Here is a 17891-nt window from a genome sequence, read left to right as displayed (position 1 = left end):
ACCACACTGATTAGGAGAGGAGGATTCGCCATGCAGACCGCCCTTGCGCCAAAACCGTCAGTGCCCCGGACTTCCCGGGTTGCCCGGTTTTGGCGGGACTACGGGTGGGCGTATTTGTTTATTTTGGCGCCTGTCCTGCTGTTTCTCATTTTCACACTGTATCCCGTACTAACAGCTCTCGTGATGAGCTTCCAGAAATACAACATTATGAATTCGACGTGGGTTGGATTGGACAACTACGAGCGACTGGTGAAGGATGAGACGTTCTGGAAGTCGATTAAAAATACACTCATCTTTACCGTAGGCACAGTCCCGGTCAATATTCTCATTACATTTGTACTGTCCTATTTCATCTATCAAATGAAAAGCAAATGGCAGACATTTTTCAAAGCTACCATGTATCTGCCTGCGGTAGCCTCCGGGGTGACCATCTCCATTGTATGGCTGGCGATCTTTGACCCGACGGATTCAGGACTGCTCAACCGTTTCCTCGGTCTGTTCGGCCTTGACCCGGTAATCTGGCTGGGCCAGTCGGGAACGGCACTCTTTTCCCTCATTCTGATGAACTGGCTTGGATCGCACGGAGCGGGCATTATTCTCTATCTGGCAGCCATGGGCGGTATTCCGAAATCGCTGTACGAAGCGGCGGATATTGATCATGCCAGCGGCTGGACCCAGTTCAGCAAGATTACATGGCCGCTGCTCAAACCAACGACGCTGTATCTGCTCGTTACAGGTGTGATTACATCCTTCCAGGTGTTTATCTCGGTATATTTGATGACACAAGGTGGACCAAACTTTGCGACAACTACAATCGCTTATCTGATCTACGAGACGGCATTCAAGTTCTATGAGTTCGGATTGGCTTCGGCTCAGTCGTTCGTACTGGCGATTATCATCATTGTCATCTCCGTCATACAGTTCAAATATTTCTCCAGCGATATTGAGTATTAGATGTAGTTCAAAAAGTCCGCTTTTGATTACGAAGGATGCCTAGCGGCATCATCAGCATCGAATATGGAATTTAGCCGAAATGTCCGTTGCTCACGTAGTTTTCCCTACGCTCCGCTACTCCATTTCTAGCCTCATCCCATCTTCTCGGTACTGAAAACCGACCTTTTTGAACACGTACGATTAGAGCATGTTGCATTAAGCATCCGGGGGTGAATGAAATCCATGAAATCAACACAGAAAAAGATACTGCTTGTTGTTGCATCCATTCTGCTGGTGGTCTGGGCGCTGGTGACGGTCATTCCGATGTATTGGATGCTCGTTGGTTCGGTGCAGGATAGTGCGATGTCGGCTTCGTTTAAACCACAGATGATTCCGGAGCAGTTGTCGTTATCACCATATGAGCGCTTTTTTGCCAAAACCGATGCCTGGCGCTGGTTATACAATTCGCTGCTCATCTCGATCATTCTGACAGTCACGAATGTATTCTTCGCCTCCCTGGCGGGATATGCGTTCGCCAAACTAAAGTTTCCGGGGAGTCAGGCGGTATTCTGGACTTTGCTTGGGACAATGATGATCCCGGCGCAGGTGACGCTGATTCCTTTGTACATTCTGATGGTCAACGTGTTTGACCTGGGAGATACGTATACGGCCATTATTCTGCCTGCTGCCGTTAGCGTAGGGAACATATTCTTGATGAAACAGTTCATGTCTACGCTGCCCACATCGCTGATTCATGCGGCACGTATCGATGCATGCAGCGAGTTCGGCATCTTCTGGAAAGTCATTCTGCCGATGGCAAAGCCGGGAATCGCGGTGCTGGCGATATTCACGTTTGTCGCTTCGTGGAACGAATTCTTCTGGCCATTCCTCATTACCAATTCCAACGAGATGCGTACCATTCAGGTGGGGCTGGCCTCGTTTGTATTTGCCGAATCAACGGACTTCGGCGCAATGATGGCAGGGGCAACAATAGGTGCGCTGCCCATGATCATTCTGTTTTTCTCACTGCAACGTTATTTCCTGCAGGGCATTACGATTGGTGCGGTAAAAGGTTAAGTTGAACTGTTAGTTCAGGACAAGCGACAACGTAAAGGGGGATCTACCTATGGCACGCGTGGAGTTTCGCCAAGTGCGCAAAGAATTCAAAGACGATCATAAAGGAACGTTCACGGCTGTGGCCGGCTCGGACTTTGTTATAGAAGATAAGGAATTCGTAGTGTTTGTGGGTCCTTCGGGCTGTGGCAAGACAACGTCATTGCGGATGATTGCCGGACTTGAAAAGCAAACGAGCGGTGATATTGTGATCGGTGACCGGCTTGTTAACGATCTGCATCCGAAGGATCGGGATATCGCGATGGTGTTTCAGGATTATGCACTCTATCCGCATATGACCATCCGTGAGAATCTTTCCTTTGGCCTGAAAAATCTGAAAAAGCCAAAGTCCTATATTGATGAACAGGTGCAGAATGCGGCCTCCATTCTGGGACTGGAAGCGATGCTGGAGCGCAAACCACGCGAGCTGTCTGGTGGTCAGCGTCAGCGTGTTGCGGTAGGACGGGCGATCGTCCGTGATCCGCAGGTGTTTTTATTCGACGAACCACTGTCCAATCTGGATGCCAAGTTGCGGGTACAGATGCGGGTGGAGTTGGGTGAGCTGCATAAACGTCTCGGTGCCACGATTGTGTACGTGACGCATGATCAGGTAGAAGCCATGACACTTGGGGAACGCATCGTGGTTATGAATCATGGAGACATTCAGCAGGTGGCTTCACCAAAGGAACTGTATGCGAGTCCGCGGAATATGTTTGTTGCCGGATTTATTGGTTCCCCGGCGATGAACTTCATTGATGCGCGGATTGAAGGTACACAGGTTGTCATCGAGGGAGCCTCATTCACCTTGCCAGCCGATGTACTTGCTCGTTTGCAGAGCCATCAAGGCAAGCCGGTGATTATGGGTCTGCGCCCAGAGCATATTTTTGGTGACGATGTCGCTCCGAATATCCCGACAGACCATATGCTGCAGGCGCGAGTTCAGGTTGTAGAACATCTGGGCTCCGAGAATCTGGTGTATTTCCATTCCGGTGCCCGTACCGTTACGGCTAAAGTTCACCCCGAAACACATGCTTATGTAGGTATGGACAAAAATTTTGTACTGGACTTGCGTAAGGCTCACTTTTTCGATCCAGAGACGGAGCTTGCGATTGGACGGGAATAAAAGACGAGGCCTGGCGAAAGAAGGAACGGTTAGAAAGGGGAGGGTGAAGATGCGTAAGCTGAGTGAAGTGTTGATCAAGTCAGGTGCAGAAATCTATCGGGATATTATTCCGGTAGCCTTGTACAGTGTCGTTAGCTCCATCGTATTGGTTCCCATTCTGATGTTTGCTCCGCTACCGATTGCGGTGCTGCTTCTGGCCTTGATATATATGCCCATCCTGTTCGGTGTTTGTTATGCCGTGCATCACAGATTGGAACGTAAGGAACGGCGCAATGGACTTAAGGATATCTGGGTCGGAACATTGAAGGGAATAATCCCGGGAGGTTCGGTGGGTGTGCTTTTCGCGGTGCTTGGCTTCATTCTATGGTCAACCTGGTGGTATTACGGTGGACAGGGTGGAATTACAGGTACAGCAGTGGGTGTATTCCAGACGTTCTTTGTTCTCATGGCGCTGATGTCACAGTTCTATACCTGGCAGCTTGTTTTACAAAAAAACATGGGCATCGTTCAGGCGATGGGGGAAAGTGTAAAGCTGTTCTTCCGTCACCCGGGGCACACGATGGGCGCTTGTTTTCAGGCCATGTGCCTGACGGCTCTGCTGATGCTGACTGTCGTTGGTTTCGGAGCTCTGTTTGGAGGTATGTTTGCCATCTATCAGCATAAGGTTGCTCTTAATGTGCTGGAGCCTGAAGAAGAGCCTGTCGTAACAGGCGGTAATGATCACCAGCATACAGGCTGGATCAGCCAGGGGAATGTGTGATGGGTCAGTTGAATGGGACCGAGCAGATCCCGGCTGTAAAAACGGGAGTTGACCTTCTGTCCAGAGGGTTATCGCATCCATGGATAACGGGTAATCGAATCGGTCTAATTACAAACCCGACTGGTATTACAGCGGATTTTGTGTCGACAATAGATGTGTGCGCCGGACTGGCTAATGCCAAGCTTACAGCGCTCTATGCCTGTGAGCACGGACTGTGTGGAGAGCTTCAGGCGGGTGTCAGATTCGGAGACATGCTTCATCCACGTCTGGACATACCGGTGTTCAGCCTGTATGGAGATTACAAGAAACCTACGCCTGCAATGCTGGCTGGAGTGGATACGGTGCTGTTCGACATTCAGGATGTGGGTATCCGCTATTACACGTATGCCTCAACCCTGTTCCATATGATGGATGTCTGTGCTGGAGCAGGCAAACGTATGCTGATTCTGGACCGTCCCAATCCGCTGGGTGGAAACGTTGTGGAAGGCGGTGTGCTGAACGCGGGATATGAATCACTCGTTGGCGCTTGGCGTGTACCTGTACGTACCGGATTGACGGTAGGTGAACTCGCCCTGATGGTCAACAGCGAGATGGATGTACCTTGCGAATTGGACGTGGTTGCCATGGAAGGATGGCAGCGTTCCATGAGGTTCACGGATTGTCAGCTTCCCTGGATGTTGCCCTCCCCCAATATGCCTACGCTGGATAGCGTGCAGGTATATGCGGGCACATGCCTGTTCGAAGGCACTAATGTATCGGAGGGCAGGGGCACGACCCGCCCATTCGAGTGGATTGGGGCACCCTGGGTTGAGGGTGAGCGTTTGGCGGAACGATTTCGGGAATACAAGCTGGAAGGTGTGCATGTGCATCCGGTGTACATGTCGCCAACATTCTCCAAACATGCAGGTGAGCTGTGTGGCGGCGTAAGGATCTTTGTAACGGACAGCAGGAAATTCCGGGCGGTAGAGACGGGGCTAGTGCTATTGCATGAACTGGTTTCACTCTATCCGGAGCAATTCTGCTGGCTGGAGCCACCAGAGCCGGGTTCGAGGTACTTTATCGACCTGCTGGCAGGGGGGAAGGCAGTTAGGGAAACCATTCATGACCGTACGGAATTCATTCGTTTAATGGATGCGTGGAATGTACAGGCAGCGGAATGGAAGGAGCAGCGAAAGCCGTTTTTGTTATATGAATGAACGGATGTTTGTTAGCGGAGGGAGGCATGAAATGAGTGGGCAAAAAAGAGTTATACCAGTCGAGGCTGAAACAGATGACTTTGCGTGAGAAAGTTGGGCAAATGCTGCTTTGTGGCTTTCATGGCACCGAAGCTGTTGGCGATGTGGAATCCTTTCTCCGAAAGTATCCAATCGGTGGCGTAATCTACTTTGCTCGCAACGTTGAGTCGCCAGAGCAGATAGAGCGGTTATCGTCAGGGTTACAGCAGATTGCCAAAAGCAGTGGTAATGTGCCGCTCTGGATCTCCATTGATCAGGAGGGCGGCATGGTTGCTCGAATCACCGAAGGGATCGCCTTGATGCCTGGACCAATGGCCATTGCCGCTGCCGGTTCCATTGACGATGCATATCAGGCGGCATATATCAGTGGGTTGGAGCTGAAGTCCATGGGCATTAACATGAACTTTGCTCCGGTATTGGATGTGAACAATAACGCCGCCAATCCGGTCATCGGTGTACGATCATTTGGCGAATCTCCACAATCGGTTGCAGAATATGGGGCCAGGACCATTGCGGGAATACAGGACGCTGGGATTGCAGCGACAGCCAAGCATTTCCCGGGGCATGGGGATACGGATACCGATTCCCATCTGGACCTCCCGATCATCACTCATGACCGTGAACGGGTAGAGCGCCTGGAGTTGATTCCATTCCGAGCCGCTATCGCCGAAGGTGTCGATGCCATGATGTCGGCGCATATCTATTTCCCTGCACTGGAACCAGAGCGTCTGCCCGTAACGCTATCGCATACTGTATTAAGCGGTCTGCTTCGCCAGGAACTGGGTTATGAGGGCATGATCGTGACAGATTGCATGGAGATGGATGCCATTGCTGTGAACTATGGCACTGTCGATGCAGCTGTGATGGCTGTAGAGGCCGGAGCGGATCTGGTGTTAATTAGCCATACGGCCAAGCTTCAGGCAGAAGCATTTGAAGCATTGTTAGCAGCTGTGAGGAGCGGGCGGATTAGCGAGAGACGTATTGATGAGTCGGTGAATCGCTTGCTGATGTACAAGGCGAAGCGTGGTTTACTGGAGAGTGGAATGGGCGGCGCAAGTGATGATGAAGTGAATATTGTAGTATCGAATGCATCATTGCCAAAGGCATCAAACACTCCTGCTCTGTCCAGTTGGTCGGAGCGCAACAGTTCTTTACACCAAGAGGTTGCCCGCCGTATTAGCGAGAATAGTATCACACTGGTGCGCGATCAGCTGAATATGCTGCCTTTGAAGCCGGAACGCACGCTGGTCATAACGGTTGCCACGTCCGTGACGACAATTGCCGACGAACAGCTGGCTCAGACGTTCACCTTGGGCTCAGCCTTATCCATTTATGGTCTGGATGTTGTCGATCTGACGGTCACGCCCGAGGAAGTCACCATTCGTTCCGCACGTCTGCTTCAGGCAGCGGAAGCAGATGACATTCGGCAGATTGTGGTGGGAACCTACAATGCGGGAAGTCCCTCCGGCGATCCACAGTGCAGGCTGATTGGTTGGATACAGCAATTGGGTAAACCACTGGCTGTTGTGGCATTGCGAAGCCCCTATGATCTGCTGGCGCTTCCGGATGCCCAGGTCTATGTAGCAGCTTACGAGAGCCGGCCACTTGCCATGGATAGCGTCGCTCAGGCGCTGATGGGGCGCATTCCTTTTGCGGGGAAACTTCCTGTAACATTAAAGCAGACAGATGATGAAAGAGCGGATGTCTCCTAGGCAGTGATAAGAATATGAGTACATCTGCCTTTTGCAGGATGGAGAAGAGATGGATTGTGGGTTGAGCGAAACGGAAATGTGAGTCGTTAAAATGAAAACATATATAGAGCAAAGAGACGATCCTTTAAAGGACCGTCTCTTTGTGCTGTATATAAGCGATTAATTATAGATTATTGCAATTGCAGTGCTGCTGCTGTTTTGGTTTCAACTTCATCCAAAAGTGAAGTCATGTCCATACCTGCGTGGTTGCCGAGCAGGATAATGGTGATATCATCGGACAGATTACGTGAAAAGGCTGTAGCAAACCCGCCACCACTACCGTTGTGGAAGACGGTACGGTTGGTGCCATTCTCTTTGAGAATCCAGGCGTAGCCATAGTTTTTATCGGAGTAAGGCTCATACATCTGTTCAATCGTATCCTGGCTTAGAATCTTGTCCGTATACAGCGCACGATCCCATTTCAGCATATCGTCCACCGTGGAATAGATGGTTCCTGACCCGGATTGAGATACATAGTAAGGCGCAGTTACCCATGCGTTATTTTGTTGAACAAAACCACTAATCGTGTGCACTTTACGGGAAGCCTCTCCCGAATTTTTCATGCCAAGTGGCTTCAGTATCGTCTGTTGTACGTAGTCGGCATAACTCATGCCGGATACCTGTTCAACGACGTATGCAAGCAAAACATACCCGCTGTTGCTGTATAGATAGGCACTCCCCGGTTCAAACTTCAACGTTTTGTGGCGAATCTCTTCTACAGTCTCTTCCATAGAAGTTCCTTCACCCCGACCAAATGCGGATGGCAGACCTGAAGTCTGGGATAACAGCATATGCAGCGTGATCTGATCTCCCTTCGGTATACCAGAAATATACTTGGAGATTGGATCTTGCACATTAATCTTACCATCCTCCACGAGACTCAGAATGGACGCGGCCGTAAAGGATTTGCTCAGCGATGCGATTCGGGTCTTCTGATCCGGGCGATTCAGCGTTTGTTCATCGGCAAGTCCGTAGCCTTGCTTTAGAAGCACTTCACCATCGCGGGCAATCAGAGCCATACCTGGATAGTTGATCTCGCGCAGATATGTATCCACGCTGGCAACCTTGCTATTCAGCAGGCTGACCTGATCAGTGACCATTTTTACACTCATCTGCCCCGTGGCTGTGCGTTGGACCTTGATGTCTGCCTTGATTGCATTAGCCATGGCCCGGATAGGTACCATCAACGTACCGTTAACGGTACGTGAATTCACACCTGTAGCCAGATCGACCTTGTTTACTTTAATGGAATTACTACCAGCCTGATGGATCAGCTTGTCTCTGCCAACGGTAATGATAGCCGTCTTGGTGCGATTATCCCATTTCAACGTGCCTTTAACCGATGTGACCACATCCCGTAGTGGAACAAACGTGGAGCCTTTGATTATAAGTGGTGCGTTCTTCCAGGATTGTTGCTCACCATTCACTTCAATGTGAACTGCTTGCGTCGCCTGCGCTGCGGATGCCGTAATACCAGCTTGTCCCAGAATCGGGCCTGCGCACAGGATGAGCGCTAACAGAATGCGGAACATGGATGAATATAATGTGGAAATACGTTGTCTTTCATTTGACTTGCGTAAGATTTGAATCCTCTCCTTCCAATCGTTTCATGAATAGCCAGCTTATGAGCATTGTAAACGATCTCGCGTAGAGGGTCAAAACGATTAAGCGGATATAATCCATATCATCTGATCAGATCATTTAAATTAAATTTGTACTAATTTAGTATCTATACATAATATTTTTACAGCGATTGTCCGATAAAAGGATGGGTGAAGATTATGATGGGGGATAGTTAAATGAAGAAAAGGATTCGAAACTGGTTTACTTTAACCGTAAAAAAACGCCTGATCGCTGCATTGCTCTTGTTCCTGATTGTACCGAGCATTACCGTGGGATGGTTGTCTTATCAAAAAGCTGCTGACCAGGTTAAGCAGGAAATTATTCGTTCCGCACAGGCCAAAACAGAAATGCTTAGTCTGCAGATAAATCAAATGCTGGATATGGAGAAGGATAATGCAGCGCAGATGGCTGCGGGTATTACTTCAAAGGATATTATTAATAAATCCCCTGCACTGCAAAGGCAGATGGATCGGATGTCTCAGAATCATAAGGAATTGGGTGTACTCACCGCAGGTGCGGACGATGGCAGTTGGATGAAATCCCCAGAGTCCGAGGAACAGAATTATGATCCTCGAGAACGTTCATGGTATAAGATGGGCATGTCTCAGGATGAACCTGTAATCTCAGACACGTTCCAGTCGGCTTCGACGGGTGAATGGGTTGTGACCGCGGCGGCCAAGCTGGCCGACGGCAAAGGGGTATTCGGGGCTAATGTCAGTCTCAATCATCTGAAAGAATCCGTAGATCAGATACGCATCGGTAAAGAAGGCAAACTGTACATGCTGGATAACGGTGGGAAGTTCCTGTTCCATTACAATATTGAATCCGGTACACAGTCGGATGAACCTTACATTAATGAGATGTATACGAAAGAAAGCGGAACCGTGAAGTATACATATGATGGTCGCGAAGTGGAAGCTGTGTATTTCACCAATCCGGTGACAGGCTGGAAAATTGTTGGCGAGATGGTTCCTTCGGAAGCAACTGAAGCCGTAATGCCTATTTTGATTCGTTCCATTACAATTGTGGCATCTGCATTGGTTATTGGGCTGATTCTGCTTGTTTTCATTATTCGCAGCATTCATCGGCCATTACTGCAATTAACACAGGCAGCATCGAAAGTAAGTGCCGGGGATCTCACCGTTCGGGTAGGTTTGCAGCGCCGGGATGAGTTCGGACTGCTTGGAGAAAGTTTCGACACGATGACGACTTCACTGCGTAATGTGCTTGGAGAGGTACATGATACGTCCAGCCAGCTGGCGGCATCTTCGGAAGAGCTGATGGCAAGTTCGGAGCAGACATCGAAAGCCACAGAACAGGTGGCTGAACTGATGCAGGATGCAGCTGCGGGAACGACTTTGCAGAACAATAGTCTTGCTGCTACAGGCCAACTCGTAGGCGAAATGTCCATTGGAGTCAAAGAAATCTCATCAAGTGCTGAAGACACCGCTCGTATCGCTCTGGATGCTTCCACCAAGTCGGAAGCGGGCATGGTGACAGTGGAAGAAGCAGTTACCCATATTCAGCAGGTGAATGACGAGAGCAAAGCCATGTCTGTGGTCATTGAGGATCTGCGCGCGAAAAATGAAGAGATTCTGGTGATTGTGGCCGAGATTACGGCCATTGCCAAGCAGACGAACATTCTCGCATTGAATGCATCCATTGAAGCTTCAAGAGCTGGCGAGCAAGGGCGCGGATTCGCGGTCGTAGCCAACGAAGTGAAGACACTGGCTCACAGTTCAGGTGCTTCAGCCGAGCGGATTAATGAGCTTATGCATGAGATGCAGGAGAAAACCAATGCGGTGCAATCCACTTTTGCCCGTACGGGAGAAGGTATGGTGAAGAGTTCGCAGATGGTTACAGAAGCGGGCGAAGCATTCCATAACATTCGCACTGCGGTACAGTTGGTGGCTGCACAAGCTGGAGAAGTATCCGCGGCTTCCCGTCAAATTGATGGTGGCATGAGTCATGTCAACAAGGCAGTAAGTGATACCATGGTTCTGTCGGACAGAATTGCCTCTGGAACGGAAGATGGATCAGCGGCGGCTCAAGAGCAGTTGGCTACAATGGAAGAGGTTGCAGCTTCTTCGGCAGCATTGTCACGTATGGCTGAAGATCTGCAAAGCATGATTGAACGTTTTAAGTTGTAACAGGGATTGAAATGAGACTGCAGGGTTGCGATCCTGCGGTCTTTTTTCTGTTGAGCAAAAGGGTATCCGTTATGTCTTTAAACACAGCATTCTTTTCCATTATATTGACATAAAATAAACAAAATTATATTATGTCTATAAATGAACAAACATAATTATAAAATATTTGATTATTATACGGTTGAAATGACCATAACAATGATAAAAAGGAGCTTTGTCATGAAATCATCGGAATCCTGGTTGCAAACCGCTTCATTGGAAGAGATCAAGCGTGGTTATATGGAGGAGGGTGCTGCCTATACATGCGTCTGCTGCGGATACAGGACGGAAGCGGGGATTATCTACCCTGAAGAAGGGGTGCTCTATGAGGCAGCCCGTTATATGCGTGTGCATATTGAAAAGGTACATGGGTCAGTATTTGAGTACTTGCTGGAGCTGGATAAAAGTGTAACCGGATTGTCTGATGTCCAGCGTGGCTTGCTGGCCCAGTTTCATGAAGGGAAGAAGGATGCTGAAGTACAGAAAGCTCTTGGTATTGGGAGTGCCTCCACAATCCGGAATCATCGGTTTGTATTGAAGGAGAAGGAACGGCAGGCCAAGATATTCCTGGCATTAATGGAACTTCTCAAAAGCAAGGATACCCAGGCTCCAGCCGAATGGGTGTCGCCGGTCACAATACATGGACATACGATCCATCGTAATTCATTTGATATTACAAAACATGATCGGGAAAAGGTGCTGAAAAAGTATTTTCCAGAGGGTACCGGCGGTCCGCTGACGACGTTTCATATGCAGCAAAAGCATAAATATATCGTGCTCACCGAAATTGCCAAACGATTCGAGACAGAGCGCCAATATTCCGAAAAACAGGTTAATGAGCTGCTGAAGGAAGTTAATGATGATTACGTGGAAATACGGAGGTATCTCATCGATTATGGTTTGCTGGAACGTGAGTCAGACGGCAGTCAGTATTGGGTGGGAAGCCGCGCAGATCAACAGAGCGCCGGAGATGGAAAACAGGAACGTAAAGAAAAGGGGGAGCAGGAGAAGATGAATCGTCGCAAAGAATTGCAGGAACAGGCCAAAGAAGTCAAAACGGAAGCAGGCGTCTACCAGATTCGAAATGAACGTAACGGCAAAGTTTATATCGACAGCACACTTAACCTGAAAACCATTAACGGACAACGGTTTATGTTACAGATGGGTAGCCATCTGAATCGAAGGTTGCAGGCTGAATGGAATGAATATGGAGAGAATGCGTTTGTGATCGAAGTGCTGGAGACATTGAAGCAAGATGACAATCCGTATTACGATCCCAAAGATGCACTCGCCAAATGTCTGAATCGCTGGTTTGAACAGTTAGAGCCCTACGGAGATCAAGGGTACCACGGAGATAAAAAGCAATCTGCTGAATAGGAGAGTCATTTCCTATCCAAAGTTCCTGACCTTTCATTACCCAAAAGCCCCTTTGCCAATATGATGGCAAAGGGGCTTTTGGTGTTACAGACTACTTATTAAATAAGTTGAACCAGTCTTTTGCACGATAACGATTACAGCTTGAATTGTTCCACCAGCTTCTGCAGCTTGTGAGCCAGATGGGCAAGGGAATCAGCAGAGGATGATATCTCCTGCATGGAAGCCACTTGCTCCTCCGTAGCTGCAGAGATGTTCTCCGTTCCATCTGCATTGGTTTCCGATATGGCGTGGATCTGATCAATGGACTGCACCACTTCGGCTGTACTTGCAGACATCTGCTGTGAGGCAGCTGCAATGTTCTCAAGCTGATGATTGACGACCCCAACAGCCTCACTAATCTGGGCAAAAGCTTCATCTGCAAACTGAACGGCACGAATGCCGTTGCTTACATCCTGTTGCCCGATCTGTACATTGTGATTGGCCAATGAAATCTCCTGTTGAATCGCTCCGACCATCTCTACAATCTTCTGGCCTGAAAGGCTGGATTGTTCCGCCAGCTTGCGGACTTCGCTGGCAACAACGGAGAAGCCACGTCCATGCTCACCTGCACGTGCTGCTTCAATAGAAGCATTGAGAGCAAGCAAATTGGTTTGTGCAGCGATATCTGTAATGACAGATACCATCTCACCAATGGATGTGGAATGCTGTCCAAGTCGTCCAGCAGTATCTGCCATACCTTGCACAAAGCGACTCACGGAACTCATCTCGGATACGGCCGTCTGCATGGTTGCATTCCCTTTATCCGCGAGCTCACTTGCTTGCATGGCAGCTTCGGATACTTGCTGTGTGCTATTCGTTACCTGTCCTACACCTCCAGCAAGCTCATTCATCTGTAGTGCCGTATGTTTCAGGCTGCTTGTTTGTTTCTCAAGTCCAGCTGCGGATTCTTCCGTGATCAAGGCGACTTGCTCTGTTGCTTTGGTTGTCTCCGATGAGTTGACTGCCAATTGTGTGGATGAGGCGGTTAACTCGTCAGCCGTGTGTCGTACGTCCTGAATAACGGTTCGCAAGGATTCACTCATTTTATTGAAGCTGGTGCTCAGCTTGCCGAATTCATCCTGTCCCAATACAGCAACCTCGATGGTCAGATTACCATTACTAATTTCGTCAGATGCCTTCACCAAGCGGTTCAGTGGTTTGGTGATGGATTGCACAATCCAGAAAATAATGATGGAGCTAACAGCAATTGCAATCGCTACAACAATAAGTGTGGTGTATAGGATTGGACGGACAGAAGCCGTCACTTCCCCACTGTCAATGACACCAACCACGGTCCAGCCCGTCGTTTCATTGGTGGAGAAAAAGGCGTGTTCCTGGTTTCCGTTTAGTGTATAGGTCAGACTTCCGTTTTTCTGTGCAAAAATATCTTTATAGGGTGCCATGGTTCCTTCGGTCCCCGGTTTTTCGGTAGGATGTACAATGATTTTATTGGCATTATCAATGATATAGACATAACCCTTCTCGCCAATCTTGGTGGAATTAACCGTCTTCGAGAGGGCTTCAAGCGACAGGCTGACAGAGACAACACCATGGCCATCCGCTGAGGTCTGAGCTACCGAAGCAACAACATTGCCGGTATTGCTTGATAAGTAGGGGGTGATTACGGTAGGGACATCTTTGTTTTGCGTAGCAGCCTGATACCACGGGCGTTCGCGCGGGTCATATCCTTCTTTGTTCACCGCAGTTACAGGGGAGTTAATATACACGCCCTGATCGGTACCGATGGAGGCAAGTTCCACGTCATCATGGGTTTCCTTATACGCGTCGAGCAAGGTACGGATGGTATCTGTCTCGTCACCCTGATTGGGTCCGACATTGCCTGCATCCAGCTGACTTGCCAGGAAATCAACATTTTTGCGTGTTGCACCAATGATCTGGTCAATGGTCTGGTTGAGCACAGTAACATTGCTAATTGCGTTTTCATACATTTTCTCTTCGACCTTGGCATCGGCTGTTTGAAACGAGATAATGCCCAGACTGATTGTGGGAATGAGTAGTACGATGGCAAATGACAAAATCAGTTTCTCTCTCATCTGCAGCGTTCTTTTGGCCCCTTGTTTACGAATCTTCTTCATACACATTCCCCCTCTGTGTCATCCAACCATTTCCTGGTGGATATATCCAATCTGGTAAAGTTTCCAACATTTCCAGAAGTTTCTGGTGCTATCGTATGACAAAATTCGAGTTTATTCAACATTATTTATGCGTTTTATGAAAATATTTTTCGGTTTTGTAGGTATTTAGAATTACATCTGTTCTATAAAAAGTAAACTGTCTCTCCCTTAGTGCACATCTTGTGGTATATTTCTGAATTAATGTGAAATGAATTTTGCAAATTGTGAAATCCACAAGGCACGTACCTGATCATGTTGAATACACAAATGAGTTGTTTTCATGAAGAATGGACCTGGATGGAGCTACATCCATATATATCGGTTTATGGAGACAGAAATTGGAGAGGGGTTGTACCGCAGTTGGACCAAAGTACACTACAGATATCTGGACAGGAGAACATGGAAGAGATCCAGGATCAGGCTACATTCATGCAGGGGGTCAAAGATTGTATCCCAACCCTGCTTGGTTATTTGAGTATAGGTTTTGCAGCGGGTGTCATTGAAATGACCGCAGGTCTGAGTCTGGCGGAAACGGCGCTGCTCAGCCTGATTTTATATGCAGGATCGGCCCAGTTCATTGCAGCGGGCATGCTCGCATCGAATGGGTCAGCAGTAGCTATCATGTTCACCATATTTTTTGTGAATCTTCGTCATTTGCTGCTCAGCGCAGCTGTTTCACCGTATTTTCGGCATCTGACCCCGCTTAAAAATATGTGGATCGGTTCATTGCTTACGGATGAGTCTTTCGGTGTGGCGATGACACGTGCGATTGGCAGGGAAAGGCTCAGTGAACGCTGGATGCACGGTCTGAATATTACCGCATATCTGAACTGGTTCGTGGCTAATATGGCGGGAGCGTACTTTGGACGCTGGATCACCAATCCGGAACGACTGGGCCTGGATTATGCCCTGCCAGCGATGTTTATTGGACTGGTTGTACTCCAGTTGGTGCATCGCAAAAACAAAAAAATACACATTAATGTGGCGATCATCGCTGTGGTCTGTGTAATCTTCGCCAGCATGGCTTCACTGGGCAGCATGAGTGTCATTGTGGCTGCGGTCATTGCGGCAACGATGGGAGTGTTCATGGAACGATGGAAGTAAGATGGGATGTATTCTGGATTATTATGGGGTCAGCGCTGTTAACATTTATCCCGCGTGTACTGCCACTGATGTTGTTCAGCAAGATACAGATTCCGGTGTGGTTGTTACGCTGGCTTGAGTATGTACCTGTAGCGGTCATGGCAGCACTGATTGGTCAGGAACTGTTCATGTCGGACAACCAGTTAGTGCCGATTACGCAAAATGCAGCTCTGTGGGCATCTCTGCCTACGATTGCAGTAGCGATCTGGACACGCAGTCTGCTGGGAACCGTATTGGTTGGTATTGTGGCTATGATGATTCTGCGATATTGGATCGGATAGTTGAACTAAAGAATATTTACACTAACCACTTCGATGACAGAACAACCTTCCGATCACTGTTATCCCCAGATTTTTTAATTCACTTTTATGAAGGTGAAAATCTTGGGATAGCGTATGCTTTCGATGCAGCTTTCTTTCAGAAAGCTTTCAGGCGAACGCTTCGCTTCTTCAGGGTCTTTCTGTCCTCTACGTTCTCATGTAAATGGCTGGTTCAACTTATATAAGTTGTATTATAACATCCGGTAATTCCTTCGCCTGATCGGTTAATACTGTTCTATAGAGGACAGATAGCCTATCTGAGCGAAGGGAGCTGGATTCATGAGTAAACTGAAGCGCAAGCTGTTAATTACGGGAGCTGCAGGAGTCATTGGTCGCAGTCTGCTGGAGGGGCTGAGAGCCAAGGGTGCGTATGACATCGTTGCGGCTGATCTGCGTGAAGACGAGGAAGCTGGCATTGTAGCCATGGATGTGACAGATGGGGAACGCCTGAAGGAACTGATGCAGGGGGTTCACACCGTTCTGCACATTGCATGGGCCAAGGATGAGGAAGATTTTCTGGGCAAAGTTCTGCCGATCAACGTAACCGGAGCCTACCATGTGTATGAAGCCGCACGGTTGAACGGTGTTCGGCGGGTGATCTTCGCAAGTTCCAACCATGCAACAGGCTTCTATCCTACTGGTGAAGATATTGAAGTGGATGACCCGTACCGACCGGACAGCTTCTATGGACTTAGCAAATGTTATATTGAACTGCTGGGACGTTATTACGTTGACAAATATGACCTGTCCTCATTCAACATTCGGATTGGAAACTTCTCAGGTGATACATACCCACACTCGGAGCGCTCGGCTCATATCTGGATATCACCAAGGGACATGGTCCAGCTCGCTGAGTGCTGTATTGAAGCCGATCCAGATATGAAGTATCTGAATCTGTACGGGACTTCTGCGAATACAGATAATTACTATGATATTGGCTATCTGGCGCAGAAGATTGGATACCGCCCACAGGATGATGCAGCCGAGTTGTGGGAAGAGGCAAAGCTTAGAGGCGTACCCGACAAACAGGATGAGACAGCCTATCAGGGCGGAGGCCATGTGGAGAAAGAACCGAAAGATTCATAAGATGGCGACACTCAGTGATGAAAACGCTATTTTCTATTGTGACCGAAAGGGATAAAATGGAGACTGAGGTGTTCAGTGTTTCCATTTTGCACAAGAGGAAGGAACGATTTCAATCATGAGTACAAGTCCATCCGTTATATTGTTTCAGGGAGACTCGATTACAGATGGGGGAAGATCACGCAATGATGATCCGAATCATTTTCTCGGACACGGATATGCGTATCTAATCTCCAGCAAACTGGGTATGGAACTGGCGGGCAAACATAAGACCTTCTATAACAGAGGTATCAGCGGGGATCGGGCATCCGATCTGTACGCACGCTGGAATGAGGATACCATTAGTCTAAAACCGGACCTGATTAGCATCCTGATTGGGGTTAATGATGCCTGGCGCACGATGAATGGTGAACCTAGTGGGGTAACGGATCGTTTCGGACGGGCGTATCGCCATTTGCTCGAAGAAACTCGGGAAGTGATGCCGGACACGGGGCTGATTTTGATGGAGCCGTTTATTCTGAGAACCGGAGCAACCGCGGAGAAATGGGAAGCCTGGGAAGAGTATATCGGTCAATATCAGAAACTGGCCCAAGGTCTTGCTGAGGAATTTGGAGCTGTGTGGGTGCCATTGCAGCAGACGTTTAATGACGCTCTGAAACAGGCGGATGCAGCGTACTGGTTATGGGATGGCGTACACCCAACCGCAGCAGGTCATGAGCTGATTGCACGCCAATGGTTGTCTGTTGTACAGAATTCATCGCTTGCGATTGTGTAATAACAACAGCGGACAGTTGCGATATGGGCAGCAGCACTTTAGGTATACAGGATTAGTTGAGGATATAAGATAGTTAAGAATATGAGATAGCTATAAAAAGCCTGTGGACAGGCAGAATGCAACGGAGAACCTGACGAAGGTTCTTCGTTTTTTTTGTGTTGGGAAGGAGAAGGACGTAACGTCGTGGAAAGGGTTGTAATGGATAATTTTTCAAAAGTGCTATCATATCCGGTAAAATGAAATCGATTACATTATAATATGGGTATGACAATCCATTAACGAAGAGTGGTGA

The 17891-nt window shown here is 48.4% G+C and carries 14 protein-coding genes; 12 read left to right on the top strand and 2 right to left on the bottom strand.

Annotation, left to right across the window (positions count from 1 at the left end):
• Positions 1-30 precede the first annotated feature (30 nt).
• From J2X75_RS22960 to nagZ, 6 genes are all read left to right on the top strand, one after another.
• The gene (locus J2X75_RS22960) at positions 31-954 is read left to right on the top strand and encodes a carbohydrate ABC transporter permease (RefSeq protein ID WP_307540527.1); all 924 of its coding nucleotides are present in this window, start codon (positions 31-33) and stop codon (positions 952-954) included.
• A 222-nt stretch (positions 955-1176) separates the two neighbouring features.
• Positions 1177-2010, top strand: a complete 834-nt coding sequence (locus J2X75_RS22955; protein ID WP_017691096.1) for a carbohydrate ABC transporter permease — start codon at positions 1177-1179, stop codon at positions 2008-2010.
• Positions 2011-2059: 49 nt separating this feature from the next.
• Positions 2060-3169: an ABC transporter ATP-binding protein gene (locus J2X75_RS22950; RefSeq protein WP_017691095.1), complete on the top strand. Its 1110-nt coding sequence runs from the start codon at positions 2060-2062 to the stop codon at positions 3167-3169.
• 49 nt (positions 3170-3218) lie between these two features.
• Positions 3219-3929: a hypothetical protein gene (locus J2X75_RS22945; protein ID WP_310340405.1), complete on the top strand. Its 711-nt coding sequence runs from the start codon at positions 3219-3221 to the stop codon at positions 3927-3929.
• Positions 3929-5125, top strand: coding sequence for an exo-beta-N-acetylmuramidase NamZ family protein (locus J2X75_RS22940; protein WP_310340401.1), 1197 nt, complete (start codon positions 3929-3931; stop codon positions 5123-5125). The genes J2X75_RS22945 and J2X75_RS22940 overlap by 1 nt, the downstream gene beginning before the upstream one ends.
• Positions 5126-5160: 35 nt before the next feature.
• The gene (nagZ, locus tag J2X75_RS22935; protein WP_310340398.1) at positions 5161-6876 is read left to right on the top strand and encodes a beta-N-acetylhexosaminidase; all 1716 of its coding nucleotides are present in this window, start codon (positions 5161-5163) and stop codon (positions 6874-6876) included.
• A gap of 170 nt (positions 6877-7046) precedes the next feature.
• Here the strand turns inward: nagZ and J2X75_RS22930 are convergent, their stop codons facing one another.
• The gene (locus J2X75_RS22930) at positions 7047-8447 is read right to left on the bottom strand and encodes a serine hydrolase domain-containing protein (RefSeq protein WP_310340396.1); all 1401 of its coding nucleotides are present in this window, start codon (positions 8445-8447) and stop codon (positions 7047-7049) included.
• A gap of 267 nt (positions 8448-8714) precedes the next feature.
• On the opposite strand from J2X75_RS22930, the gene J2X75_RS22925 reads away from it, so the two are divergent.
• Both J2X75_RS22925 and J2X75_RS22920 read left to right on the top strand, forming a co-directional pair.
• Positions 8715-10688, top strand: coding sequence for a methyl-accepting chemotaxis protein (locus tag J2X75_RS22925; protein ID WP_310340394.1), 1974 nt, complete (start codon positions 8715-8717; stop codon positions 10686-10688).
• A 219-nt stretch (positions 10689-10907) separates the two neighbouring features.
• Positions 10908-12104, top strand: a complete 1197-nt coding sequence (locus J2X75_RS22920; protein ID WP_310340391.1) for a DUF2087 domain-containing protein — start codon at positions 10908-10910, stop codon at positions 12102-12104.
• Between the two features lie 134 nt (positions 12105-12238).
• On the opposite strand, the gene J2X75_RS22915 is transcribed toward J2X75_RS22920, so the two are convergent.
• On the bottom strand, positions 12239-14239 hold the full coding sequence (locus tag J2X75_RS22915) for a methyl-accepting chemotaxis protein (RefSeq protein ID WP_310340388.1): 2001 nt from the start codon (positions 14237-14239) through the stop codon (positions 12239-12241).
• A gap of 438 nt (positions 14240-14677) precedes the next feature.
• Between J2X75_RS22915 and J2X75_RS22910 the strand changes: the two genes are divergently transcribed.
• The 4 genes from J2X75_RS22910 to J2X75_RS22895 all read left to right on the top strand — a co-directional run bounded on the left by J2X75_RS22910 (position 14678) and on the right by J2X75_RS22895 (position 17599).
• Positions 14678-15382: an AzlC family ABC transporter permease gene (locus J2X75_RS22910; RefSeq protein ID WP_310340471.1), complete on the top strand. Its 705-nt coding sequence runs from the start codon at positions 14678-14680 to the stop codon at positions 15380-15382.
• Positions 15373-15702: an AzlD domain-containing protein gene (locus J2X75_RS22905; RefSeq protein ID WP_091019970.1), complete on the top strand. Its 330-nt coding sequence runs from the start codon at positions 15373-15375 to the stop codon at positions 15700-15702. Before J2X75_RS22910 ends, J2X75_RS22905 begins: the two co-directional genes overlap by 10 nt.
• Positions 15703-16029: 327 nt before the next feature.
• Complete coding sequence (locus J2X75_RS22900; protein ID WP_310340469.1) at positions 16030-16827, top strand: NAD-dependent epimerase/dehydratase family protein; 798 nt, start codon at positions 16030-16032, stop codon at positions 16825-16827.
• A gap of 115 nt (positions 16828-16942) precedes the next feature.
• Entirely contained in the window at positions 16943-17599 is a 657-nt protein-coding gene (locus J2X75_RS22895; RefSeq protein ID WP_150365255.1) for an SGNH/GDSL hydrolase family protein, read from the top strand.
• Positions 17600-17891: the final 292 nt, after the last annotated feature.

The sequence above is a fragment of the Paenibacillus sp. 2003 genome, assembly GCF_031455635.1.
In the GTDB taxonomy this organism is placed as follows: domain Bacteria; phylum Bacillota; class Bacilli; order Paenibacillales; family Paenibacillaceae; genus Paenibacillus; species Paenibacillus amylolyticus_B.
The sequence above is the reverse complement of the archived record's forward strand: the minus strand, read 5'-3'. Positions and strand labels throughout refer to the sequence as shown.